We start from the raw sequence: 24015 nt of genomic DNA, 5'->3' as shown, positions 1-24015 counted from the left end.
AATGCGAAGTCTCCTGACTAAAGGAATTTGTCTTGCGTTAGCGTTGTCCGCCGCCGGGACGGCGCTGGCCGCTCAGAAAGAGAGCCATGACGACAAGCTCAACGGGATAACCATTTTCGCTCAAAAAGAGTCTCAGGGAAGCCAATGGGACAGTACAACGGGCGAAGCAAAATATATGGTCAGCTATAAAGTTACGCTTGATAACGCGTCGGGTAAAAGTATTGAGCCGGGCAAAGATAATAAGATGTGTTTCTTCCTGTTTGATAAAAACGGAAAAACATTTATGAGCACCGGCATTGAGCTTGAGATGTTGAAAAAATACAACCCGCGGGACAACAGAACAGGATTGGTCTATTTTTCCAGCTCAAACCCTGCCGTTTTAAATATGCCATTTGTCCGCTTCGGCATCGGAAAAGACTGCATAAATTGATGACTGTCACATTGACACGTTCTTTCGTATGTTCGCCCCACTCTCCTTCTATACTGGTTATCTCTCCATCTCATAAAGGAAGGAACCATGTTCGATCATGTGAAATTCGGCGTCAGTGATTATGAAAAAAGTAAAACCTTCTTCCTCCATGCGCTTAAGCCGCTTGGTGTAGAACTCATTGATGAAGGCACGCCAGACTACGGTGTCGAAATGAGTTCAGGCGACGTTTCGCTTTGTCTTTTTCAGACAAATGATAAACCTGCTCCTCTGCATCTGGCGTTTGTGGCCGACACGCGCCAGCAGGTCGATGCATTTTACCATGCCGCCCTGCGCGCCGGCGGACGTGATAACGGCGGGCCGGGGTTGAGGTCATACGGTGAAAATTACTATGCCGCGTTTGTCATTTCGCCTGATGGCCATAATATCGAGGCGGTGTGCCATGCGCCGGAAAGTCTGTAGCTCAGCCCTTCTCTCAGAAGCGATTAAATGATCTGTCATGCATCTTTTTGCACGATAATGCACGAAAGTGTTTCATAACGCGGCCACAATCCCGTATGGTATCGGTAGTAAACGTGCAACTTCATGCAATAACACTGACAGAGGTACCTATGACACAACAGCTAATTTTAATTGCCGGCCCCTATCGCAGCGGAACCGAAGGCGTTCAGGCACGTATTGATGAGAATCTGGCGCGTCTCGAAAGCGCAGCACTAGCCGTTTACCAGCGGGGTCACATCCCGGTCATTGGCGAATGGCTGGCTTTGCCGTTGGCAAAAGCCGCAGGATCGAAAGCGGTTGGTGATGAAATCAGTGAAGCGATGCTGTACCCCGTTGCTCACCGGCTAATAGCTAAATGTGATGCCATTTATCGTATTGCCGGTCCGTCTAAAGGTGCCGATATGGACATTGAGGTTGCCCGCAAATATGGCCTGAAGGTTTATACAGCACTTGAGAACATTCCTGAGGCTTAAGGCAGTCCGCCAGCCAGCCTGTGCTCACAGGCTGGCTATCAGAGAGTGACACTCTCTGAGGTCAACACGACGGATACTCCCTTTTCCGATACCGCGCGGATCCAGTCCTTATCGGTATTGTCTTCCACGACGATGGTATTCACCGATGACACATCGCCAATCACAAACGAAGACGCTGTGTTGATCTTTTCAGGAGAAGCCAGCACAACCGTCTCCGCGGCTCTGCCGGAAAATGCACGTTTGATGCACGCTTCTTCGAAATCGCCGGTTGTCAGCCCCGCCTCAGGATGGATCCCGGTCACGCCCATAAAGAACAGATCTGCATGAATATTTTCGATGCCTTCGATGGCCGCAGCGCCGACCGCAACAATGGAGTGCTTATACAAGCGACCGCCGATCAGAATCACCTCGATGGATGGATGATCCACAAGCCCCAGGGCGATGCTCGGACTGTGCGTAACCACCGTGATGCGCAGATCTGGAGGGAAAAACGTAATCAGCTCCGAAGTAGTCGTGCCACCGTCAACGATCACCACCTGGCCTGATGAAATCAGCTGCGCGCCTTTGCGGGCGACCCGTTTTTTCGCATCCATTTTCACGGATTGCCGTTCGGCAAAGGGAGCAATAGCAGAAGATGACGGCAGCGCGCCGCCGTGAACGCGCTGCAAACGCCCTTCTGCCGCCAGCTCGCGCAAATCACGCCTGATGGTGTCTTCAGAGACATCAAAGAACATGCTGAGCGCTTTTGACTGGACCTGGCCTTCGGTGCCGAGCTTTTCGAGGATCAATTGTTTTCGCTGATTGGTGAGCATCATGAATTCCTGATATTGCATGTTTTATCTTGAAGATGCACGATAATGCTGTTTATGATAATTACTCTACGTAAGAAGGAACAAACGTGCAATCAAAACGTGCAGATGTGCGCATCATTGACAGTGAAACCCTGTCAGATAACTGGTACAACCTTAAAAAGTACACCTTCGACCTGCAGCGCCGTGACGGCGAATGGCAACGACAGCAACGAGAGGTCTACGACCGTGGCAACGGCGCGACTATTCTTCTCTACAACCGTGAGAAAAAAACGGTGATCCTGACCCGCCAGTTCCGCTTCCTTATCATATTGCTCTTAAAGGCATTATGTAGACCGCGGGTTAAAATCCTGATTTGAATCTGGGTCGGTACGCTTGTGCAATACTCAAATGCAAAGCGGAAAACCTCCTAAATTTTGCAGCCTACTATATTTAGTTAACGATTTCGGGATTTGACAAAATCTTCAAAAATTCACTGAGTCATCTGCATTTTCCATTAGAAATGCCACACGTTCGCCAGGCTACCACTTGAGGTAGCCTGTCTTATCTGTTGGCTGGATTAAAATGCGACTCGCTACAGATAACGAAGCATATTATACTTGCTCCTCCACTCGAACAGGAGGCAAGCAACTCACGTGAAGGATACATATTACAACGACATAGCGATCAATACGCTAATTCAGAGTGAGCTGGACGCGTTTTTTGAGGATTTCAAAGGGATCGTCTTCGCCTACGCCATTATGAACAAGAAAGATCCTTCAGAGATGCGGATAATCAATAACAGCCCCGAGTGGTTTGATATCTACCTCGACAGAAAATACCAGTTCATTGACCCTGTTATCATTCGGGCTTTGCGCTGTGTTGAAGATTTTTTCTGGGAAAGTGATGTCATCCTGTCTGATGGTTATAACCTGACGCGCATTTTCGACGAAAGCGTCCAGTATGATATCTACCAGGGGCAGACGTTCCCTCTGCATGACTATCTGAATAATCTTGTCGTCTTATCCGTCATCAGTCCTAAGCATTCTGGTATTGATATAGAAAAATATCGGCCACAATTTCTAAGCTTCCTTGTTCAACTGCATCAGAAGACACTCAATCTCTATAGCCAGCACCAACAGAAAAAGAATGTTTTTCTGTCGCCACGTGAGAGACAAATCCTTAAATGGGTCAGCGCCGGGAAAACCTACGCAGAAATTTCTGTTATTTTGTCTATTGCTGAACGCACCGTTAAATTCCATATGGGGAATGTAATGAAAAAACTCGGTGTGAATAATGCCAGACACGCAATTAAACTTGGAACAGAACTACGATTACTGGACGACTGAGCCTCAGCCACTGGTTATAAGTGGCGTAAATGCTCCAGCATTTCGCGAAGCCAGTGACTGGATTTATCTTTGCTAATAATGTCTTCAATAATGTTGATACTGGCAGGCATAAATATATAGTAAATAACCTCCCCTTTTTCAGACAAGCCGCGTTGAATAACTTCAACTTTCCAGTTTGCATGGCGAAAAATGGCATACATACCACGACTGACTACTGCGTACATTCCATGACACTTATTCTTAATGCAATAAATATTCATCGCAAGAAACAATGCCTTACTGGCGGGCACGCCCTGCAGACTTGAGGAGTCTCGTCTTTCTTTATCTAAAAATAAACGGCTAATTTCACAGCAGGGAATATCTGTCGGTAAAATAATGGTTTCGGCAAAATAATTGTGAAAAATTTCACTTATCATTGTCGGATGCGTCGAATTAATGAATCGCGCGCCGCATAACAACTCTCCCTCATACATACCCAACAAGTATGTCGTGTTTGGGTTGTCAAATTGATCCTTTTCCATATCTTCAACGCATTCAACTTTCCAGTCGAGTCGGTCCCGAAAGGTTTTTCTCCTGAGTCGGAAGAGTTCGCGGGCTAATGCTGACGGTAAATCATCGTAATCATGCAAAAAAAACTCAATAACAGAATTCATTGCTCTTATTCCTGATAATAACACCTGAAACTATTATCCCCTGTCTTTTAGGACAGCTTTCATTGTGCATGGTATTCCTTATACTTGAAAAGTACCCGGCCACTAAGTCCTCGTGAAACTCAGTGGCCAGGAGGTCAAAGACCTACGAAACACCAGGGATATATCCATTCATGATTATCTAATATTTATAGTTTCGGGTACAGAGCGTAAGAAGCACTTAGCCGATAAAATATTAAAAAACGATAATTATAAAATAATTACAATTAAAGTATTGCCCCTTAAGAATCTAAGGGGTAATATTTCCTTTTTCTTATTTTTTCCCTATTATCTCTGTTCTTACTGCTGTGCTACTCTTGCAGAAGCATGCTAAACGGAGAACCAAAATGGCCGACTGGAATCCTTCTCTTTACCTGCAATACGGCGCGGAAAGAACGCGTCCTGCCGCAGAACTGCTCGCCAGAATTCCTCTGGATGAGGTCTCCACCATCGCTGATTTAGGCTGCGGGCCGGGAAACAGCACCGCGCTGTTGAAGCATCGCTGGCCTTCGGCGCACATTACCGGGGTCGACAACTCCCGTGCAATGCTCGAGGAAGCAAGAGCCGCATTGCCTGGCTGCCATTTTGTTGAGGCCGATATCCGCCAGTACAAGCCTGGCCAGCCGCTGAGCCTGATTTATGCCAACGCTTCGCTGCAATGGGTTCCTGACCACTACGATCTCCTTCCTCATCTCGTTTCTTTGCTCACGCTTAACGGCGTATTAGCGATCCAGATGCCTGACAACTGGCTTGAACCCACTCACGTAGCGATGCGTGAAGTGGCGCTGGAGCAAGACTACCCTGACCGCGGCCGTCAACCTCTCCCGGGTGTGCATGCCTATTACGACATCTTGTCGGAGGCGGGCTGTGACGTGGATATCTGGCGGACAACCTATTTCCATAAAATGAGCTCGCACCAGGCCATTATTGACTGGGTAAGTGCCACCGGCTTGCGTCCGTGGCTCCAGGAACTGAACGAGAGCGAGCAGAAACGTTTCCTGAAACGCTACCATGAACTGCTGGAAGAGCAGTATCCGCTCCAGGAAAATGGGCAGATACTGCTCGCTTTTCCGCGGCTATTTATCGTGGCGCAACGCCAGCCCTGACGGGTTATGACCTGGCTTCTTTCAGCAGCTGCTGAATGATCTTTTCCTGCTGCGCATAATCTCCTTCGCCAAAGGCGGTATAGCGTAGCTGGCCTTTGGCATCGAAATAGTAATGCGCTGGCCAGTACTGGTTCCCGAAAGCGTTCCAGATTTTATAGTTGTTATCCGTCACCACCCGATACGGCAGCTGCCATTTCTCCACCGCGGTTTTTACCGACGAAAGCGGCTTTTCCCAGGGATATTCCGGCGTGTGAACCCCAATCACGACCAGCCCCTGAGACTGATACTTCGTGGCCCAGTCTTTCACATGGGGAAGCGTATGCTGGCAGTTAATGCAATCCCACGTCCAGAAATCAATTAATACCACCTTCCCTCGCAGAGATTCAGACGTGACAGGGTCACCGTTTATCCACCCTGTTCCCCCGCTTAACGAAGGCAGCTGGCTGCTGGGCTCTATCATCACGACCGGCCGGAGCTTCACCGGCGCGGCTGTGGGTTTCGCCATCGTCAAAAGTGTTGTCTCCAGACGATCCGCAACGCCGTTTGCTCCTTTCAGAAGCGAAGTCATTCCTGTCGCGTTAAATACGACTGCCGCCAGCATCGCCACGCCAGCCCCCTGCCGCAGCCTTTCCATCAGCGCCGATTTTGCTCTTAACGGCGCAATCAGCGTGCGGCCGCCGAAAACGAGCAGGCTCAGCATCAGCGCGCATCCGCTGCCGTAGGCCGCCAGCAGCGCGCCCGTCGTAATGGCCGAATGGCCCGCGATATTAATGCTGAAAATGGCGCCCAGTATGGGACCGGCGCAGGGAGACCAGAGCAGCCCCACCGCGAGCCCGGCCAGAAAAGCCGATGCCATACCGCGCGTTTGCCCGCTTCGGGTGTTCAGGACATTTCCCGCGCTGACGGCCGGACCCGCAATACGCTGGGCGAATGACGGAAAAATTAAGGCCAGCGCGGCCGTGGCCAGAATGACTAGAGCGATCCAGCGCCCGACGATGGTTGCCTCTGCGATCCACTCGCTGGCGACGGTGACGGCCATCGCCACCAGGGTGAACATCACGATCATCCCCGCGAGCAGGGCCAGAATATGTCGTCGCTGTCCCTGAAAACCGGCGAACAGGAGCGGAATAACCGGGAGAGTACATGGGCTGAGCAGGCTTATCATCCCGCCCAGAAAAGCGATTACCAGAAACATAGACACCTCACAATACAAGTCCTGCGACGCTGCAGTGAGGCTATTTCATCGTGCGGATGTGTTCAGGATATGTGTAAAAAAGCAGGTTTTGTCTGACTCTGTATCACCCAGGCCGGGAGATACAAAGCCGTACAATTAACGGCGTGGTAGCGTAATGGAGACATCCAGTCCGCCTCCGGCCCGGTTCGTCAGGTTGAGCTTTCCTTCAAGCTGAGCGGTGAGCTGCGCGGCAATCGCCAGTCCGAGTCCTGTTCCGCCGGTATCGCGGTTGCGCGATGTTTCCACCCGGTAGAACGGCTGTAAAACCGCCTCAAGCTCGGCTTCAGGGATCCCCGGCCCGTCGTCCGTGATGTGGATAACCACCTCCCGGTCAGACGAATCATCGATGGCTATTACAGCGCTTTCGCCGAATTTGAGCGCGTTATCCAGCAGGTTAGTCATCACCCGGCGGAGCGCCTGGGGACGCGTAACGATTGGCAGCCGGGCATCGCTTGCCTGAAACTGCACGTTTTTACCGATGTCCTGATAATCGCAGGCGATGCTGTTGACCCAGGCGTTTAGCTCCAGCTTCAGCGGGGTCTCTTCCAGCGATTCTGATGACCGGGCATACGCAATCCCCTCCCGCACCAGACGCGTCATGTTATCAAGGTCGTTCAGAAGCTTGTCGCGAAGTTCTGGTTCCCCTGCCATTTCGACACGGAGCTTCATGCGGGTAATCGGGGTCTGGAGATCGTGAGAAATGGAGGCCAGGATCTGCGCGCGCTCCCTGAGATAAGACTGAATGCGTGCCTGCATTGCGTTGAAGGCATGCGCTGCCCGCTGCACCTCAAGCGGACCTTTCTCCGTCATTGGCGTGCTGGCCGCCGGATCCAGCGAATCCACCGCGCGGGTAAATTGTGAAAAAGGCCGCACCACCTGCCGCACGGCAATCCAGGCGCACGCAGCCAGCAGCAGCAGCTGCAGAATCAGCACAACGGGCAACCAGCTGGCGACCGGCGGCATGCGCGGGATCAGGTCAATGGTCAGCGGCGCGCCGTCGCGCAGCGTCAGATGCGCCTGGATGTGTGAAACGGCACCAGGGACGGCGGTGAAGCTGAGCGGGTACTGTGTCGCGAGCGTCGCTTTTAAGGTTCGGATGGCGTCCTGCGAACGCCTATCCGTCGGCGCGTTGCCGGGCTCTCCCGGCCCCAGAATATAGCGATAGTTACCCCGTTCGAGGCGCGGAAGCCAGGCCGCGCGTTCGCTGGCCGGTAAGCGGTCTAAAATGGGTCGATATGCTGTTTATCCAGCACGACGCGCATCTCTTTACCGTTGGCCGCGCCCGTCGCGCGATAGCCAGACTTACCGAGATAATCGACAATCAGTTCACGAATATCCCTGTCGTCATCGACGACAAGGATATGATCAATATGCTCCACCGAAATCTCCAGACCGAAGGTTAACGTACTGAAAATAGCACATTTCAGAGCTTGTCCGCGTCAACGACGGCCTTGACGAAATCCTGCGGATCTTCCTGAGGCGGATTGTGCCCCACGTTTGCCCCGAAGGTGCGGTGCTCATATTTACCGGTAAATTTACCCGCGTAGGCCTGAGGTGCCGGATGCGGCGCACCATTGTTTCCGCCTTCGATGGTAATCGTTGGAACGGTGATATTCGGCAGCGTAGCGAGTTTTTGCTCGTAGCTGTCGTATTTACGCTCGCCTTTTTCCAGCCCTAAACGCCAGCGATAGTTGCTGAGCGTCACGGCGACGTGATCCGGGTTATCGAGGGATTTGGCGCTGGCGTTAAAAACAGCATCGCTAAATTTCCAGTCAGGCGAGGCCTGAGACCAGATTAAGCGCGCGAAGTCATGCGTGTTTTTGGCATAGCCCTCAGCACCGCGCGCGGTGGCGAAATAGAACTGATACCACCACTGCTGCTCCGCTTTTGGCGGCAGCGGCTGTTTGCCAATCTGCTGGCTGCTGATGAGATACCCGCTCACCGACACCAGTGACTTAACGCGCTCTGGCCACAGCGCCGCAACGATATCCGCCGTACGAGCGCCCCAGTCATATCCTGCAAATACCGCCTGCTTAATATTCAGGGCATCCATCAGGTTCACAATATCTTTCGCCATGGCTGAAGGCTGGCCGTTGCGCGGCGTTTTGGCTGACAGGAAGCGCGTGGTGCCGTAGCCGCGCAGAGAAGGCACAATCACCCGATAGCCTTTTGCCGCCAGCGCGGGCGCAACGTCGGCGTAGCTGTGAATATCGTACGGCCAGCCGTGCAGTAAAATAACCGGCTGGCCATTTTTCGGGCCGATGTCGACATAACCGACATTCAGATCGCCGGCGTTAATTTGCTGTGGATGATCAAAGGCTGCCGCGAAGTTTGTACCGGTGACTTCAGCCTGACAGGACATCACGGTGCCAAGAGAAACGGTCAGTGCGAGAGTTGAGTATGCGAATTTGCTAAACATGTTGGTATCTCCGGTTGAGTACAATTCACGGGGATATAACAACACGGCAATGTATAGCGGATATTTGCGAAAGCAGGTTTATTGCAAGCCTGTGTATGTATCCGGGACGCGGATACAGTGTGATACAAACACAGGCGTTGTCGCCTTAAAGGGAGAGGCGATAGCGGACGTAATCGTCAGCTTGACCGTATTTGTCATAGAGTTTACGCGCCGGGTTATTCTCACGGGTGACCCAGTACAGTTTTGACCACCCTTCGCGCTTGCCTTCCTCAATCAGAGCATCAATGAGCGCCTTACCGGCTCCCGCCCCGCGTTCGTCGGCATCAACAAACAGATCTTCCAGGTAGCAGACGGGGGCCGTTGACCAGGTTCCTTCATGCAGAATGCACATCGCGAAACCGATGACCTTTTGGTCCTTCTCGACCACCCGGCAGAACATCCGGGAATGCGCTGAGAGCGCCCTTTCCCATGTCGATGCGGTGACGGATTCCTCGAGGTAGCAATCATAAAAATGGGTATAGCCATCCCAAAGCGGTCGCCATTGGGAGTAATCGTCTTCGCATAGAGGTCTTACCGTGACAGCCATGTGTTCCTCACATTACAAATCGATCGCCATTTCGAAACAGCGTAAATCAGCCCCCGCCATACGCGAGTGATGATAGGTTTCGCTCAGCGTCACAAACCCCAGTTTCTGATAAAACGACTGGGCGTTAGGTGTTGCATCCAGCCTCAGGCGGGCTATCCCCCGGCTGCGGGCCTCATTTTTTAGCGCCTCGATAATCCGGGTCGCCATGCCTTTACCGGATGCAGCGGGCAAGGTGAATATCGCCTCCAGACAGTGGGTATCCAGATCCAGATAGCCGGTTGCCGCAATATCACCCTTTTCATCTTCCACCACGTAAAAAGGGTATTCAATGACCATCTGCCGATAGCGTTCTGGCATAAGATCCGGTGTCCAGCGCGCAATGACGTCGGCGCCGTAGCTGGTTTTACAGCCGTGACGAATCGCCTGATTGCGAATATTCCAGAGTATTTCGGCTTCCTGCGGGTTAGCTTTTCGTAAAGTCATACCCCCCCTTTAACGGCTTTTTAGTCGCATTTCCCGTGCCAGTCTGGCAAGACGCTGAGTACGACAATAGAGCGTAAACAGCACAAAGCCTCTGCTGTTCATAACCATCCGACAAAGTAACAGCGCGGATGATGCGATGACCAGTGGCCAAAGACCTCCGTCATGAGAAAACAGGAGATATAGCCCCTGAATAAGGGTCGCTATCAATAGAATGATGAACAATGCCATAAAGCTCAACAATCCAGACGTCTTACCTCGAGCCAGGATTACGCTTATCACAATGAGTGCGCCTGTCATCGTCAATGATGGTACGAAAAAGCTCAATGCATGATGTAAAGGTGACAACCCCTGCAATGCGCTGAGAAAAGGCAGAAGGTTTAACGCAAACGCCACTAAAAAAAGAGGTAACAGCACCGCTACCGGATAAGGATTTTGACGCGGAAGCTCGCTGAGAGGACGCGAAAAATACCGTTCCAGCTCTGGCGTGGAATGATTAAAGAGACGGGTATCACGATGAGCAATAGCCTCCTCTATCTCTTTGCCATGCTGCAGGAGATCCTGGAAAACCCGTCCGGTTAAAAGAGACACAAAACTCATCAATATTTCGCCATTAAAGAAATGATGTCCATTTCTGGTAGGTAATAAACCCAGCGCGCCTCAACTGAATGTGATAGAGATGAAAATACCAGAACACAAACAAAAGCATAACGCTTAAATATGGAGATCAGCGGATGACGATACCGACGCTCACGACAGAACGCTTACTGCTAAAACCTCTGGTTGCTGAAGATGCGGCCCAGATACAAAAGCTTTATCCGCGCTGGGAGATCGTCCGGTATATGGTCTCCTCCGTGCCCTGGCCCTACCCGGATAACGGCGCGGAAAACTATGTCAACAACGTGGCGCTGCCGGATGTGGCGAAAGGGATTGCCTGGTTCTGGAGCATCCGGCGACGTGAGGTGCCGGATGAATTGATGGGCATTATTTGCCTGTACGACGTCGAGGATAACAACCGCGGGTTCTGGCTCGCGCCGGAGTTTCAGGGCCAGGGATACATGCGCGAAGCCAGCATTGCCGCGACGGATTTCTGGTTTAATACCCTAAACAAACCCGTATTGCGCGCCCCGAAAGCCGCCGCCAACAGCCGCTCCCGGCGTATTTCAGACAGTAGCGGCATGCGGCTTATCAGAACGGAACAAAAAGCCTACGTCAGCGGCATGCTGGATTCTGAACTTTGGGAAATCACCCGCGACGAGTGGAACGCCCGTCAGGTCAGCTGATAATGCTTATCCGGCATTAGCCTTTCCGGAATGTTCTCTTCATCGTTCATCTGCAGCAGATCGCGTTCCATCATGTTGCAGATGGCGTCCAGGGGCAGATCGTTATCTTCTGTGCCGAACGGGTCTTCCAGCTCTTCCGCCAGGGTGTCCAGCGAGATAAAGGTGTAGGAAATCAGGGCCGAGACAAAGGGCGTCATGTAGTGCAGATCTACAACCAGCGCGAACGGCAGCATGATGCAGAACAGATACACCGTGCGGTGCAGAATCAGCGTGTAGGCAAACGGTACCGGCGTGGTCGCAATGCGCTCGCATCCGGAAAGGACGATGGACATATCGTTCAGACGGTTGTTCAGGCTGTGGAACAGGATGTCTGAAAGCTGGCCGTTTCGCCGCCGCACGGCCAGCCACTCCCCCATGATCAGTAAAATACGGTTCGCCGGCGAGTTGGCGCTCATCACGTGGCGTAAATCATCCGGAGCAAGATAGCGAGAGAGCTTTTCGGCGTTCAGGTCCCGGCGCAGGGTCATACGCAGGCAGTTGGCAAAAGCTATCTGCAGGCGGACAAATTCGCCAAGGTGCTTATCGTCAGGCAAGGTGTTTTTTACCTCGCGAAACAGCGAGCGTGCCGCTATCATCAGCTGCCCCCACAGCAGGCGAGCCTCAACGTAGCGTGAATAACAGGCGTTGTTTCTGAAACCGAGAAAGATAGCGATCGCCACGCCGAGAATGCTAAATGGCGCCACGGTAAATTTGATGCCCAGCGAGGTATACCACGGCAGCATCAGGATAACGGCGATAGAAAGCAGGAAGTTGAGCAGCAATCGGGTATAGATCTTAGGCAGTACCGAACCGTGCCAGACAAAAATCAGTTGTAGCCAGTGCTGTTTAGGACGAACAATCATAGTGAGTTTCAAGCAGGAAAAGAGCGTGACTATTAAACGTGATCCCCCTCACGGTTGCAAGCATGTTAACGGAACATTGAATTTTATGACCTGTTTAGCGATAACCGCACGGTGCTGCATGTGGTTTTAAAAAAAGAGCAAATAGTATGTTGTAACTAAATTAAGATGTAATTAAACCCGGCCGAAGCCGGGTGACGTCATTAGCACAGGGGTTTCACCGCTGTACGCATTCCCTTCAGGAGAATGGCGTCAAGATCCAGGGTGACCTGGTCGACAAGTCCGGAGACCTGCGTGAGATCCTGTTCCCAGTGCTCGCTCACGCTCAGCACAGATTGCACCAGCTCACGGGTGCTCAACTGCCGATCGCGGTACTGTGCCCACAGCTGCTGATAACGTTCCAGCCAGAATGCATCATCCTGTACCGGGTAGTTTTCCCCGTTACGCTCCCCGCGATAAAACGCTATCAATGCAGCCAGCGCAAACGTCAGACGCGCGGGCAGTTGTCCGCTTGCCTTCTGACCTGCCAGCAGCTGCGGCAGGATGCGGGTGCGGTATTTGGTCATGCCGTTGAGCGCGATGGAGAGCAGCTGGTGTCTGATGTAAGGGTTGCGAAAACGCCCAGTTACCGCGCTGGCGAAAGATTCCAGCTCGTCACGCGGCAGATCGAGGACAGGAATAATCTCCTGATAAATCGCTTTTTCGACGAACGCGCAGATCTCTGCATCATTCATCGCCTCGCCCACCGTATCCAGCCCGGCCTGGAATGCCACCGGCACCAGCGCGGTGTGTGCGCCGTTCAGGATAGCGACTTTGCGCTCTTTGTAGGGCCTGATGTCGTCGACAATCAGCACGTTTAACGGATACTTATCCAGACGGAGTTCCTGTGCAAGGGATGCCGGTCCCTGGATAACGAACAGATAGAAATGTTCAGCCGTATTCAGGAACCCATCGTGATAGCCCAGCTCAGCTTCCAGCGTGGCCGCTTCGTCGCGCGGGTAACCGGTCACGATACGGTCGACCAGCGTAGAGCAGAAGCTGTTGGCGTCATTTAGCCACTGAATAAAGGCCGCAGGCAGGGCCCACTCCCGCGCATCGCGCAGGACAAGTTCATGCAGCGCAGCGCCGTTGTAGTCAATCAACTCGCACGGAATGATGATCCAGCCTTTATCCGCTGCACCGTTGAAGTGGCTAAAGCGCTCAAACAGCAGCCGCGTCAGCTTCGCCGGGTAGCTTACCGCAGGGGCATCGTCGAATCTGTCCCCCGCGTGGTAGCTGATACCCGCTTCGGTGGTGTTTGAGAAAACAAAACGCATATCCGGATTGTGCGCCAGTTTCAGGAACGCATCATACTGGCCGTAGACGTCGATCTCCCGGTTAACCGAGCGGATAAGACGGCTCTCACTCACCGCTTCACCCTGCCCGTTCAGGCCGCGAATGATAGTGGTATAGAGACCATCCTGAGTGTTCAGCGACGGCGGGAAGTCGCTCTGAATAGGACGAACGATAACCACACCGGCGTTAAGATCGGTATGTTCATTTAGCAGGTCAATTTGCCAGTCGACAAACGCACGCAGGAAGTTGCCTTCACCAAACTGAATAATGCGTTCCGGGTATTGAGCACCGGGAAAATCACGACGGTTGAGCGTGTTCACAAGAGGGTTCCTTTTATGATTAGTCATACAGCCTGATAAGATTGGTACGATAACTTATCAAAACTTAACGACCAGAAACCCTGTTTTGATCAATCCACGGTGTAGTTGTACAAAATAATCATAAGAACTTATAGAACACGGAGGTGGCCGTCATGGCGCCATCCGGCATCAGGGCATAGCGCGGGATCTCCCCCACCTTTTGCCAGCCGGCGCGCTGGTAGAACGTCTCGGCGCCGCTGCCGGTGGAGGTATCGAGCACCAGAACCGAAATATCTCTGGCCCGCGCCTCCGCTTCAAGCGCTTCCATCAAGGCCATCGCGGCACCTTTCCGGCGCGCTTTCTCGTGAACCAGCAGCTTCGCCACATCGGCGCGATGCGGCTGGTTTTCCGGCTGGTCGACGATCAGCTGCACCGTTCCGATGACGCCGTCCTGCGGGTCGATACTGGCCAGCACGAGGCGCTCGTTGCGCCCTACGCTTTCAGCGATGCCGCGCCAGAACGAACGAGCCTTATCCAGACTAAAGGGAAGTATAAAGCTGACGGATGCCCCGCCGCTCACACAGTTTTCGAGGATCGCGGCCAGCGCATCAAGATGGGTGAGAATGTCGTCTCGGGTGAGGTTTTTAATTTGCAGTGAGGTATTCATTGTTTTTCCTTACGTTGAATACCGTCACTGTGCATTTAACATCTTCTTAACGCAAACGGATCGGACATACGCTTTTGTTATGTTACCGGGCGCGCTGGCGCTGCTGTTTCATGGCATACATCTTTTCATCGGCATCTTTTAACCACTGCTGCAGGTCGTTGCCGTTATGATCGAATTCACTGAGCCCCCACGAGAAATGGAGAGACCAGGGATGTAGCTTGCGGGCGTTATAGTTTTCTACCTGCTCGGCAAGATACTGCATGGCAATCCAGGCGCCCTGCTCATCCGTATCCGCGAACAGCACGGCGAACTCGTCCCCGCCAAAACGCACCAGCAGATCCGCCTCACGGAAAGAGGCGCGCATCAGCTGCGCCATCGCTTTCAGCGCCTTATCCCCCTCTTCATGCCCGAAGCGATCGTTAATTTCCTTAAAGCGATCCAAATCCAGCCAGCCGAGCGTGAGCGGCTCAGCGCGACGTCGGGCAACGGAAAGCGTGAACCGCACGAGCTGATTAAAGCCCCGACGGTTGAATAACCCGGTTAATTCATCCGTGGTCGCCGCGCTGATGGCAGCAAATTCATCCTCTGCCAGCGCGCCAAGGTCCCCCAGCACGGCGAGGTCGGCGGCAGAAAACTCGCGGGGAGCGTAATCAATCAGGCACAGCGAGCCAACGCTTGCGCCGTCGCGCAGGCGCAGCGGGAAGCCCGCGTAAAACCGCACGCGAGGCTCACCGGCCACCAGCGGGTTATCCGCAAAGCGATCGTCCTGAAGCATATCCCCCACCACCAGCGGCGCTTCGGTGAGGATCGTATGCCCGCAAAATGAGATATTACGCGGAACGCTTCCGGGTGCCTGACCGTCGGCCGACTTAACGATCAGCGAATGCTCATCAATGAGATTGACCATCGCCAGCGGCACCTGGAAGAAGCGTTTTGCCAGACGCGTTAAGCGGTCAAACGCCGGGGAGCTGTCAATCTCAAGCAGACCTGATTCTCGTAGCGAGTTGAGTCTGTCTGTTTCATTTTCAGGGGTTGCAGGTGCTTTCATAATGTCTCCTGACGTAAAGCGTTACTAAAAGCGTAGCTTAAACAGAGACATTGTCAGTGTTCTGACGTCCTGTTAAGCCGCTTACTATTCACGTCAATGCCTTATGACGATTAACGCAGCTATGTTTCACTCCCGGAGGGCGCGGCAATTTGCTCGTCCGCCACCCGGGCGCTGGTACGGTTTCGACCCGCTTTTTTGGAACGATAGAGATGATCGTCCGCTTCGGCCATGAGCTTGTTGAAGACCTCGGTCAGCTGCCAGGACTCAGCCTTTCCGCTGCCGAGGCCAATGCTGACCGTCAGATAGAGCGTCTGGTGACGCCATGTAAAAGGATGACTGGCAACGGTGGATCGGATACGTTCAGCCAGTTCAAAACCATGCTGCGCGTCGCCTGAATTGACCACCACGGCGAACTCTTCCCCGCCCATGCGCGCCACCATGCCGTCTTCACCGACGACCTGCTGAACCTGTCGGGCAAACGACGCCAGCACGCGATCTCCGCACTCGTGGCCGTAGTTATCATTAATGCTCTTGAAATAATCAATATCCAGCAGCATGACGGTCAGAAAACGCGTATGCCGGTGCGTCTCTTCATGCTTTAACGCCTCATAAAGCCCGGAACGCGAGTAGACGTGCGTTAAAAAGTCATAATCCGCCCTCAGTGAAACCTGGCGGATCAGGGAATTAATCGCCGCCATGCTGACGGAAACCATCACCGGACAGATCGCCATCGTGGCGATCCCCAGCCGGGCTGAAAACATCATTGGCGTCGTAAACGGCGTCGCCACGGCAATATTAATAATCGAGTTGGCGACCAGAATAATTTCAGTGGCGCCCGTGATAAACGTCAGCAGACAGGTCGCAGGCAACGAGTAACGAACCGCACACCAGATAAGCGCAGGCAGAGGAAACGAGAGGCTCCCCGCTCCGCCAATCACCACCGACGCGATCACCGAGACGATCAGCGCAATCACCGGCAGCAGCTGCTCCAGACGTAGCCTGAGCTCACGCCCGGGCATGCGTAACGTGAGCATACAGGGCACAACAAGCACGCCGGTTGAGAACTGCTCGCTAAACCAGTCGGCAAACAGCGGCCAGAAGGTATGACTGTCAATCCCGACCGACCCTACCGCGCCGAGCAAGGCGCAAAGCAGCGCGGCAATCAGACAGTAGTTAAACAGGCGTAATGCGTTAAGCGGATCGGGGGTTTTCTTCATCAGCCGCTTGTCGCGTTGAACCAGCACGGCGACAACGACGATAAAGATCATGTTAGATAGGTTGATCGTCACTGAGGCCAACCCCCAGTTGGTCGTTACCGCGTCGTACAACAGCATCGCGACATAACATACCGCATAGTAATGCAGGCGATTCAGGTAAACATAGCGGGCGAAAATCCCTGCCATGACGCCGTTCAGCGGCCAGAACAGCGACAGGGCCTCAACGAGCCGTAATTCCGCGCCCACAAAATAGAATAAGGTTGTAAGGATGAAGATCGTCGCTGCATTTCGCAGCGGCGTGTCAACCTGGAACGGCCTGATAGCGGTAAGAGCAGAACGCATTAAATATCATTCCATATGAGAGCTTATGGCAATTATTGCGGTCGTCAGCACGATCGGGACTAACTTGGGATGCATCTATAACACAAATACCACGGGAGTATAACTCGTCAAATTTAGGCGTTCATCTGCAGCACCAGCCAGTGGTGGATGACGCTGACGATATAATTTTGTTGCTGCGCCGTGAGCGTTACGCCCTGTGGAATGTTATGCCATTTTGCCAGACAGCCCCGGCAACAGGTTGCGGTGGCATGCTGGGCGATAAATACCGGGTGACCGCGCATGGGCGTCTGTTTACCGTCGTTGGCGGGGTGCGCGGACGCAAGGCGCTTTTCGACAAAATCCGCGGCGTGCCGCTCAATGGTTTCGGGGCCTTTGTCCCAGCAGTACTGTCTTTCCTTATCGCCTAAGCGAAAGCGCGAGCGAAATGTCGATCGCGCCAGGCGGGAAAAGAGAGGATCCAGATCGGACATCAGTATACGGAACGTCCCAGACGCTGGGTCAGTTTCTCCAGAACCGCCACGCCGGCAAGGGAATTTCCCGTTTCATCCAGTTCCGGGCTCCAGACGGCTATCGCCATTTCATGCGGCACAATCGCCACGACCCCGCCGCCGACGCCCGATTTAGCAGGAAGCCCAACGCGCCAGGCAAACTCACCGGCGTTTTGATACATCCCGCTGGTGGCCATCAGCGCGTTAACCTGCCGGGCCTGAAGCGGAGAAACCACCTCCTGATCGAGATGCGGCGCGTGCCCCTGGTGCGCAAGGAACAGGAACGTCTGGGCCAGCTCAACGCAGCTCATTTTCAGGGCGCAGTAATGGAAGTAGTTTTGCAGCACGGTCGCCACGTCGTTGTGGAAATTACCGAAGGATTTCATCAGCCACGCGATAGCCGCGTTACGGGCGGAGTGTTCAAACTCCGAGCGTGCCACCACCGCATCATAGGCAATATCGTCAACGCCAGAGAGCTGGCGAACAATCTCCAGCATTCGCTGACGCGGTGCGCTGAGGCGGCTTTGCAGCATATCGCAGACCACCAGCGCCCCGGCATTGATAAAGGGATTTCGCGGTTTACCCTGTTCAATCTCGAGCTGAAGCAGCGAGTTAAAAGGCTGGCCGGAAGGATCTTTACCGACACGCTGCCAGATCTCTTCTTCTTCATACTGGCGCATCGCCGCAACCAGACTCAGCACTTTCGAAATGGACTGAATGGAAAAACGCTCAGTCGCATCGCCTGCCTGGTATCGCTGTCCGTCGATGGTACAGATAGCAATCCCCAGCTTATTCCCGCTCACCGAGGCAAGGGCCGGAATATAGTCGGCAACCTTCCCCTTTCCAATTAACGGACGAACCTGCGCCAGAATCTCGTCCAACATCTCATTATGGATGACCGCAGCCACACTTTGCTCCTTGCCCTCAGGCTAAAACGGGCTGCGAGTATAACAGAGGCTTATGTATTGCGTCAGGCGCTAAGACGAAAACGCGAAACGGCCTGCAATAAAAGATCGGATTGCTTTTGCAGCCGCTCAGAGGCATCCGAGGCGTCTGAGACCAGCAGGTCCGTCTGACGGGAGACCTGATTCAGCGCCTGAAGCTGGCGCGTCATCTGGTGAATACTGTCTCCCTGGCTGAGCGTGGCGGTTGAGATCTCATTAAGCAAACTGCTTAAATTCCCCACCAGACCGGTGACCTGCTGCAGATTCTCTTCCATCAGGTTAACGGCACGGGAACCGTCTTCAATGCCCCGCAGCGAACGGTTGATCAGCTCCTGAATGGTCTGCGTCGAGTGGCTGCTTTTTCTGGCCAAAAGCCCGACTTCCCTGGCGACGACGGCAAAGCCGCGCCCCTGGTTTCCGGCATGGGCCGCCTCGATGGCGGCATTCAGCGCCAGGATGTTGGTCTGAAACGCCACGCTGTCGATCATCGCCACGATCCCGCGCATCTCAGAAGATCGGTCGACGATCGCCTGCATAGACGCATTCACGGTAGACATCATTCGGTCGCCGCCCACGGCCGCCTGACGCGCCTCATCGGCCCGCGAGCTGGCGAGCCTGGCATAGCCGGTATTCCCTTCCACATGGCTTTCCAGCGCCGCAATATGCGCCGTCACATCCTCAAGCTCTTTTGCCTGGCGCGCTGACTGCTGATACAGCTTCTGGTTACCCTGCGCAAGGGAGTCAATGTTCTCCACCATCGTTGCGGTGGCATGGCTGACCTGCGTCACCAGCTGCTGCAGACCGTGCTGCATAGTCGCAATGCTGTCGCTAAGCTGACCTATCTCCCGGTTAAAGCGCATGACGTTCGGCGGGGTGCCGGAGAGATCCCCTGCCGCCAGCCGGTTAATATGCGCTATCAACCGACGTAGCGGCGTAATCACCCATCTGGACATGCCGAACCAGACGACAGCCGCGATGGCAAGCAACAGCACCGGCGCAAACAGGAACAACGTTTGCAGGCCGGTGAGCTGCGCCATTAAGCTCTGACGCCCCTGCATGGCCTGCTTCTCGCTTGCCTGCTGATAGCGCGCATAGTTGTCGTTAAAATCAGACTGAAACGCCTGAGCCGGTACGGCAAAAAACGCGTCGATGGTGTTGGTCTTAATCAAACCTTCAGCCTGCTCGTTGATCGCGCCGTAAAAAAGCTGATAGCTGTTCACCAGGGCGTCGTCTTTCGGCGGATTCAGCGCCAGCCAGGCCTTCCACGCCTGCTGAGAAACCGCCAGCGCCTTTTGCGCATCATCCATCAGGCTGTGCCAGCTTCCGTCGGAGCCGGTCTCTTTATCCTGCATAAACCAGACGCCGGACCGGTTGAGCAGGTCGCTTGCCGCCAGCAGGGAAACACGGGCCAGATCCAGCTTGCTCTGCTGCTGCCAGGCGAGAAGGTTTTGCTGCTCGTTGCGCTGGGCGTCGTTCAGGGAAGCGTTAAGCAGGAATGAGGAGGAGAGCTGCAGCGCGGAGAAAAGGCCAATAATGCAAAAGATACCCGTCAGCAGGCCAAAGTGACGAGGGGTGAGACGCTGCGCAATACGGCGAAAAATTTGCGTTATGTTCATAATTATCTTCATTAACAAGGCGTTAGACGCGTGCGAGTCTACGAAATGAAAATGACAGAACCATTGCAGATAAATGACAACGGCCCTCCTGATGAGGGCCGAAATCACAGGCGGGCGATAAATTACACGCGATCCTTCCAGACCGTCTGAATGTTGCAGAACTCGTGCAGCCCAAAGTGGGAAAGCTCGCGACCAAAGCCGCTTTTCTTCACGCCGCCGAAGGCCACGCGCGCGTCGCTGGCGCTAAAGCCGTTGATAAACACCCCGCCGCACTCCAGTTCGCGGGAGAATTTATCCGCCAGCGCTGCGTCAGCGGTGAAGACGGTAGCGGACAGGCCAAAGTCGCTGTCGTTGGCAAGCGTCAGGGCGTGCTCCGCGTCTTTTGCTACCGTAACGGTCGCGACCGGACCAAACAGTTCCTGGCGGAACGCCGTCATCGACGGGGTGACGTTGGTCAGCACGGTTGGCGCGTAGTAATTGCCCTCTCCGCTGATTTTCTCTCCGCCCAGCAGCAGCGTTGCCCCTTCGGCCAGGGTGGCCTGCACCTGCTGATGCAGCTCATCGCGCAGGTCAAAACGCGCCATCGGGCCCAGGTAGTTCTCTTCTTCTTCCGGCGCGCCCATCTTTAACGCGGCGACGGCGTCGACGAAGCGGCGGGTAAAGGTGTCTGCAATCCCCGCTTCCACAATGAAGCGTTTGGCCGCCGCGCACACCTGTCCGGTATTCTGATAGCGACCCGCCACCGCCGCCTTCACAGCTAGATCCAGATCGGCATCGTTGAGAACGATAAACGGGTCGGAGCCACCCAGCTCAAGAACGCATTTTTTCAGCGCGGCTCCTGCCTGCGCGCCAATGGCCGCACCGGCACGCACGCTGCCGGTGACGGTCACCGCCGCAATACGGCGATCGTTAATCGCCTGGCTTACGCCGTCATTGGTGGCGTTCACCCAGCCGAATACGCCTTCAGGGAAACCGGCATCCGCAAAGATCTGCCCAATAAGATCCGCAGAGCCGAGCACGTTTGGCGCATGCTTAAGCAGATAGCTGTTACCTGCCAGCAGGATCGGCACCGCGCCGCGCAGCACCTGCCAGAGCGGGAAGTTCCAGGGCATTACCGCGAGAATCGGCCCCAGCGGACGGTATTCAATAACAGCGTTGTGGTTTTCCACCAGCGTGGGTTCCGCACGCAGCATCGCCGGGCCATGCTCGGCATACCAGTCGCACAGATCGGCGGATTTTGCCACTTCAGCCCGCGCCTGCAGGATGGGTTTCCCCATTTCACGGGAGATGGTCTGCGCCATCTCTTCCGCGCGATTTCGCAGCGCGGCGCCGAGATCCCGCAGCTTCTGCGCCCGATGGGACACGCTTTCGCGTCGCCACTGGCGATACCCCGCGTCTGACTGATAAATCGCGCGTTCAACCTCTTCCGGCGTCGCCCAGGCGAAGGCACCGAGGGTTTCCCCCGTTGCCGGGTTAACGGACAGGGCATGTGTAGCAGATGAATATTTCATGATGTTCTCCACGCATTTCGGTTGATTGATTGTGGCTCACTCTGCTATTTCTTAAAAATGAATAATACTAACCACCTTATTCACGAAACGAGAATGCTATGGACTTAACCCAGCTTGAAATGTTTAACGCCGTCGCGCTGACGGGCAGCATCACCCAGGCGGCGCAGAAGGTGCATCGCGTGCCGTCTAACCTGACCACTCGCATCCGCCAGCTGGAAGCCGATCTTGGCGTTGAGCTGTTTATTCGTGAGAACCAGCGTTTGCGCTTATCTCCAGCCGGGCATAACTTCCTGCGCTACAGCAGGCAAATCCTAGCCCTGGTGGATGAAGCGCGCATGGTCGTCGCGGGTGATGAGCCGCAGGGGTTATTTGCCCTCGGCGCGCTGGAAAGCACCGCCGCCGTACGCATTCCCGAAACGCTGGCGCAGTTTAACCAGCGCTATCCGCGCATTCAGTTTGCCCTTTCTACCGGGCCTTCCGGGACGATGATTGATGGCGTACTGGAGGGCACCTTAAGCGCCGCCTTTGTCGACGGGCCGCTGTCGCACCCGGAGCTGGAGGGCATGCCGGTCTACCGGGAAGAGATGATGCTGGTCACGCCTGCCGGGCACGCGGAGGTCGCCCGCGCTACGCAGGTCAGCGGTAACGACGTTTACGCCTTTCGCGCGAACTGCTCGTACCGTCGACATCTGGAAAGCTGGTTTCATGCGGACAGAGCGACCCCCGGCCGCATTCATGAGATGGAGTCCTACCACGGCATGCTCGCCTGCGTCATTGCGGGCGCGGGCATCGCGCTGATGCCGCGCTCGATGCTGGAGAGTATGCCGGGACATCATCAGGTTGAAGCCTGGCCGCTGGCGGAAAACTGGCGCTGGCTTACAACCTGGCTGGTGTGGCGGCGCGGGGCGATGACCCGCCAGCTGGAAGCGTTTATAGCGCTGCTAAACGAACGTCTTCAACCAGCGCCTTCTCCATAAACAGGCTGAGCGGATCGTCAGCGTACGGGGCAAACGCCGGCCGCAAATCATACCCGCACTGCTCGTACAGGCGAACCGCGGCGCGCTGTTTGATGCCCGTCTCCAGCCTTACCGTGTGGCAATGACGGCTCAGGGCCTCATCTTCCAGGGCGGCCAGCAGCGTTTCACCCAGATGCTGCCCGCGATGGGCCGGATCGATATAGACCCGCTTCATCTCCCCCGTTCCGTCGCCGTTGAGCACGATGGCGCCGCAGCCCACGGCGTGCAGCTGCTGGTCACGAATGACCATCAGAATCAGCGAGGCTTCCGGCAGCGCGGACAGGTCGAGAAGATGATTGCTTTCGGCGGGATAGAGTTCGCTCTGGTAGCGGTCAAGCGCCGCGATCAGGTTGAGAATGTCCGGATGACGTGCAGATTCAGAGGTAATGGAATACATGGCAGGCTCCTTGCTGTTTTTATATCAACATAGCTCAGGCCTGCCGGGGTGGTTCATAGTATTAACTTATAGCGCGTCTCTCAGCTAGCGCAGGAAGATCCGCCCTTTCAGATACAGCGTAGCCTGGCCGCCAATCAGCACGCGGTCGCCCTTCAGCTCGCAGCGCAGATCCCCGCCACGGTATGACACCTGGCGGGCATTGAGTGACGTTTTGCCCAGCTTTTCGCTCCAGTAAGGGATCAACATGCTGTGGGCGGATCCGGTGACCGGATCTTCCGGCACCCCTTCGCCCGGACAGAAGAAGCGGCTGACGAAGTCATACTCTTCTCCCGGGGCCGTCACGCAGACCATTTTATCCAGCGGAAGCATGGCCCCGATATCCGGCGTTAACGCTTCAACCTGCTGCTGGCTCTCCAGCACCACCATGTAATCGCGTCCGACGCGCACCTCTTTTGCCGCGGTGATGCCCAGCGCGCTAAACAGCAGCGCAGGTGGGTTCTCGACAACCTCCGTCGACCACGCGGGGAAGTTCAGCGTCAGCCAGTCGCCGCTGCGTTTGACGGTCAGCTCGCCGACAAAGCGGGTGGTGAAGGTGATTTCGGTATGCGGATAATCAAGGTATTCGAAAATGACGTGCGATGCGGCAAGCGTAGCGTGACCGCACAGGTTAATTTCATCCAGCGTGGTGAACCAGCGCAGCTCAAACCCGCCGTCAGTACGCACGAAAAAGGCGGTCTCAGACTGGTTATGCTGCTGCGCCATTTTGAGCAGCGTTTCGTCCGGCAGCCACTCTTCCAGAGGACATACCGCAGCGGCGTTGCCGCCAAAGGTTTTATCGCTGAAGGCATCCACCAGATAAAAATCAATTTCCTGCATTGTCTCTTCCTCTCTTGTTATGGGT

The 24015-nt window shown here is 54.5% G+C and carries 25 protein-coding genes and 3 pseudogenes; 8 read left to right on the top strand and 20 right to left on the bottom strand.

Translation table 11 applies throughout. The features are described from left to right. The first annotated feature begins 1 nt into the window (after position 1). The 3 genes from SPG90_RS06935 to SPG90_RS06925 all read left to right on the top strand — a co-directional run bounded on the left by SPG90_RS06935 (position 2) and on the right by SPG90_RS06925 (position 1401). Positions 2-430 (top strand): DUF4354 family protein, encoded by a 429-nt coding sequence (locus tag SPG90_RS06935; protein WP_045355001.1) that lies wholly within the window; start codon positions 2-4, stop codon positions 428-430. A gap of 87 nt (positions 431-517) precedes the next feature. Beyond that, a complete protein-coding gene (locus SPG90_RS06930; protein WP_023311812.1) occupies positions 518-889 on the top strand; it encodes a VOC family protein in 372 nt (123 codons plus the stop codon). A gap of 149 nt (positions 890-1038) precedes the next feature. Beyond that, positions 1039-1401: a DUF4406 domain-containing protein gene (locus SPG90_RS06925; protein WP_045354998.1), complete on the top strand. Its 363-nt coding sequence runs from the start codon at positions 1039-1041 to the stop codon at positions 1399-1401. A 38-nt stretch (positions 1402-1439) separates the two neighbouring features. Here the strand turns inward: SPG90_RS06925 and SPG90_RS06920 are convergent, their stop codons facing one another. Continuing rightward, entirely contained in the window at positions 1440-2213 is a 774-nt protein-coding gene (locus SPG90_RS06920; protein WP_126303422.1) for a DeoR/GlpR family DNA-binding transcription regulator, read from the bottom strand. An 86-nt stretch (positions 2214-2299) separates the two neighbouring features. Between SPG90_RS06920 and SPG90_RS06915 the strand changes: the two are divergent. Together SPG90_RS06915 and SPG90_RS06910 are read left to right on the top strand one after the other, a co-directional pair. Further along, positions 2300-2524: pseudogene (locus SPG90_RS06915) on the top strand (GDP-mannose pyrophosphatase); the annotation flags it as partial. A gap of 321 nt (positions 2525-2845) precedes the next feature. After that, positions 2846-3538 carry a LuxR family transcriptional regulator gene (locus SPG90_RS06910; protein ID WP_322408041.1) on the top strand — a complete coding sequence of 231 codons (693 nt, stop codon included), beginning with the start codon at positions 2846-2848 and terminating at the stop codon, positions 3536-3538. A gap of 14 nt (positions 3539-3552) precedes the next feature. Here the strand turns inward: SPG90_RS06910 and SPG90_RS06905 are convergent, their stop codons facing one another. Continuing rightward, positions 3553-4191 (bottom strand): acyl-homoserine-lactone synthase, encoded by a 639-nt coding sequence (locus tag SPG90_RS06905; protein ID WP_126303321.1) that lies wholly within the window; start codon positions 4189-4191, stop codon positions 3553-3555. A 383-nt stretch (positions 4192-4574) separates the two neighbouring features. On the opposite strand from SPG90_RS06905, the gene tam reads away from it, so the two are divergent. Then, complete coding sequence (gene tam, locus SPG90_RS06900; protein ID WP_126303319.1) at positions 4575-5333, top strand: trans-aconitate 2-methyltransferase; 759 nt, start codon at positions 4575-4577, stop codon at positions 5331-5333. Between the two features lie 4 nt (positions 5334-5337). Here the strand turns inward: tam and SPG90_RS06895 are convergent, their stop codons facing one another. From SPG90_RS06895 to SPG90_RS06865, 7 genes and pseudogenes are all read right to left on the bottom strand, one after another. Continuing rightward, positions 5338-6528 carry a cytochrome c biogenesis protein/redoxin gene (locus tag SPG90_RS06895; RefSeq protein WP_126303318.1) on the bottom strand — a complete coding sequence of 397 codons (1191 nt, stop codon included), beginning with the start codon at positions 6526-6528 and terminating at the stop codon, positions 5338-5340. A 135-nt stretch (positions 6529-6663) separates the two neighbouring features. After that, positions 6664-7794 (bottom strand): annotated as a pseudogene (locus tag SPG90_RS06890) (ATP-binding protein); the annotation flags it as partial. 2 nt (positions 7795-7796) lie between these two features. Then, positions 7797-7946, bottom strand: a pseudogene (locus SPG90_RS06885) (DNA-binding response regulator); the annotation flags it as partial. A gap of 44 nt (positions 7947-7990) precedes the next feature. After that, positions 7991-8986: an alpha/beta fold hydrolase gene (locus SPG90_RS06880; RefSeq protein ID WP_045354983.1), complete on the bottom strand. Its 996-nt coding sequence runs from the start codon at positions 8984-8986 to the stop codon at positions 7991-7993. A 145-nt stretch (positions 8987-9131) separates the two neighbouring features. Beyond that, a complete protein-coding gene (locus SPG90_RS06875; protein WP_023311801.1) occupies positions 9132-9572 on the bottom strand; it encodes a GNAT family N-acetyltransferase in 441 nt (146 codons plus the stop codon). 12 nt (positions 9573-9584) lie between these two features. Beyond that, entirely contained in the window at positions 9585-10055 is a 471-nt protein-coding gene (locus SPG90_RS06870) for a GNAT family N-acetyltransferase (RefSeq protein WP_045399303.1), read from the bottom strand. Positions 10056-10064: 9 nt separating this feature from the next. Further along, on the bottom strand, positions 10065-10652 hold the full coding sequence (locus SPG90_RS06865; protein ID WP_322408040.1) for a hypothetical protein: 588 nt from the start codon (positions 10650-10652) through the stop codon (positions 10065-10067). Positions 10653-10786: 134 nt separating this feature from the next. Between SPG90_RS06865 and SPG90_RS06860 the strand changes: the two genes are divergently transcribed. Further along, positions 10787-11335: a GNAT family N-acetyltransferase gene (locus SPG90_RS06860; RefSeq protein WP_322408039.1), complete on the top strand. Its 549-nt coding sequence runs from the start codon at positions 10787-10789 to the stop codon at positions 11333-11335. On the opposite strand, the gene SPG90_RS06855 is transcribed toward SPG90_RS06860, so the two are convergent. The 9 genes from SPG90_RS06855 to sad all read right to left on the bottom strand — a co-directional run bounded on the left by SPG90_RS06855 (position 11323) and on the right by sad (position 21701). Continuing rightward, the gene (locus SPG90_RS06855; RefSeq protein ID WP_213751200.1) at positions 11323-12237 is read right to left on the bottom strand and encodes a bestrophin family protein; all 915 of its coding nucleotides are present in this window, start codon (positions 12235-12237) and stop codon (positions 11323-11325) included. The two genes, SPG90_RS06860 and SPG90_RS06855, sit on opposite strands and share 13 nt — an antisense overlap. A gap of 200 nt (positions 12238-12437) precedes the next feature. Further along, positions 12438-13889, bottom strand: coding sequence for a tagaturonate reductase (locus SPG90_RS06850; protein WP_322408038.1), 1452 nt, complete (start codon positions 13887-13889; stop codon positions 12438-12440). Positions 13890-14007: 118 nt separating this feature from the next. Beyond that, entirely contained in the window at positions 14008-14535 is a 528-nt protein-coding gene (locus tag SPG90_RS06845; RefSeq protein ID WP_045399290.1) for a GNAT family N-acetyltransferase, read from the bottom strand. Positions 14536-14617: 82 nt separating this feature from the next. Further along, positions 14618-15583, bottom strand: coding sequence for a sensor domain-containing diguanylate cyclase (locus SPG90_RS06840; protein WP_023311795.1), 966 nt, complete (start codon positions 15581-15583; stop codon positions 14618-14620). 119 nt (positions 15584-15702) lie between these two features. Next, positions 15703-17142, bottom strand: coding sequence for a GGDEF domain-containing protein (locus SPG90_RS06835; RefSeq protein WP_248193552.1), 1440 nt, complete (start codon positions 17140-17142; stop codon positions 15703-15705). Between the two features lie 113 nt (positions 17143-17255). Continuing rightward, positions 17256-17612, bottom strand: a complete 357-nt coding sequence (locus tag SPG90_RS06830) for a DUF4186 domain-containing protein (protein ID WP_322408037.1) — start codon at positions 17610-17612, stop codon at positions 17256-17258. Then, positions 17612-18538 (bottom strand): glutaminase B, encoded by a 927-nt coding sequence (gene glsB / locus SPG90_RS06825; protein WP_023311792.1) that lies wholly within the window; start codon positions 18536-18538, stop codon positions 17612-17614. The genes SPG90_RS06830 and glsB overlap by 1 nt, the downstream gene beginning before the upstream one ends. Before the next feature lie 62 nt (positions 18539-18600). Beyond that, positions 18601-20190: a methyl-accepting chemotaxis protein gene (locus SPG90_RS06820; RefSeq protein WP_045399282.1), complete on the bottom strand. Its 1590-nt coding sequence runs from the start codon at positions 20188-20190 to the stop codon at positions 18601-18603. Positions 20191-20312: 122 nt separating this feature from the next. Further along, positions 20313-21701, bottom strand: coding sequence for a succinate-semialdehyde dehydrogenase (gene sad, locus SPG90_RS06815; RefSeq protein ID WP_322408036.1), 1389 nt, complete (start codon positions 21699-21701; stop codon positions 20313-20315). 98 nt (positions 21702-21799) lie between these two features. On the opposite strand from sad, the gene ptrR reads away from it, so the two are divergent. After that, positions 21800-22678 (top strand): putrescine utilization regulator PtrR, encoded by an 879-nt coding sequence (gene ptrR, locus SPG90_RS06810; RefSeq protein WP_045399275.1) that lies wholly within the window; start codon positions 21800-21802, stop codon positions 22676-22678. Here the strand turns inward: ptrR and SPG90_RS06805 are convergent. Together SPG90_RS06805 and SPG90_RS06800 are read right to left on the bottom strand one after the other, a co-directional pair. Beyond that, positions 22632-23114 (bottom strand): GNAT family N-acetyltransferase, encoded by a 483-nt coding sequence (locus SPG90_RS06805; protein ID WP_029741250.1) that lies wholly within the window; start codon positions 23112-23114, stop codon positions 22632-22634. The two genes, ptrR and SPG90_RS06805, sit on opposite strands and share 47 nt — an antisense overlap. 84 nt (positions 23115-23198) lie before the next feature. Next, positions 23199-23990: a PhzF family phenazine biosynthesis protein gene (locus SPG90_RS06800; RefSeq protein WP_059445496.1), complete on the bottom strand. Its 792-nt coding sequence runs from the start codon at positions 23988-23990 to the stop codon at positions 23199-23201. Positions 23991-24015: the final 25 nt, after the last annotated feature.

The organism is Enterobacter sp. D2 (genome assembly GCF_034427575.1).
In the GTDB taxonomy this organism is placed as follows: Bacteria; Pseudomonadota; Gammaproteobacteria; order Enterobacterales; family Enterobacteriaceae; genus Enterobacter; species Enterobacter cloacae_M.
The sequence above is the reverse complement of the archived record's forward strand: the minus strand, read 5'-3'. Positions and strand labels throughout refer to the sequence as shown.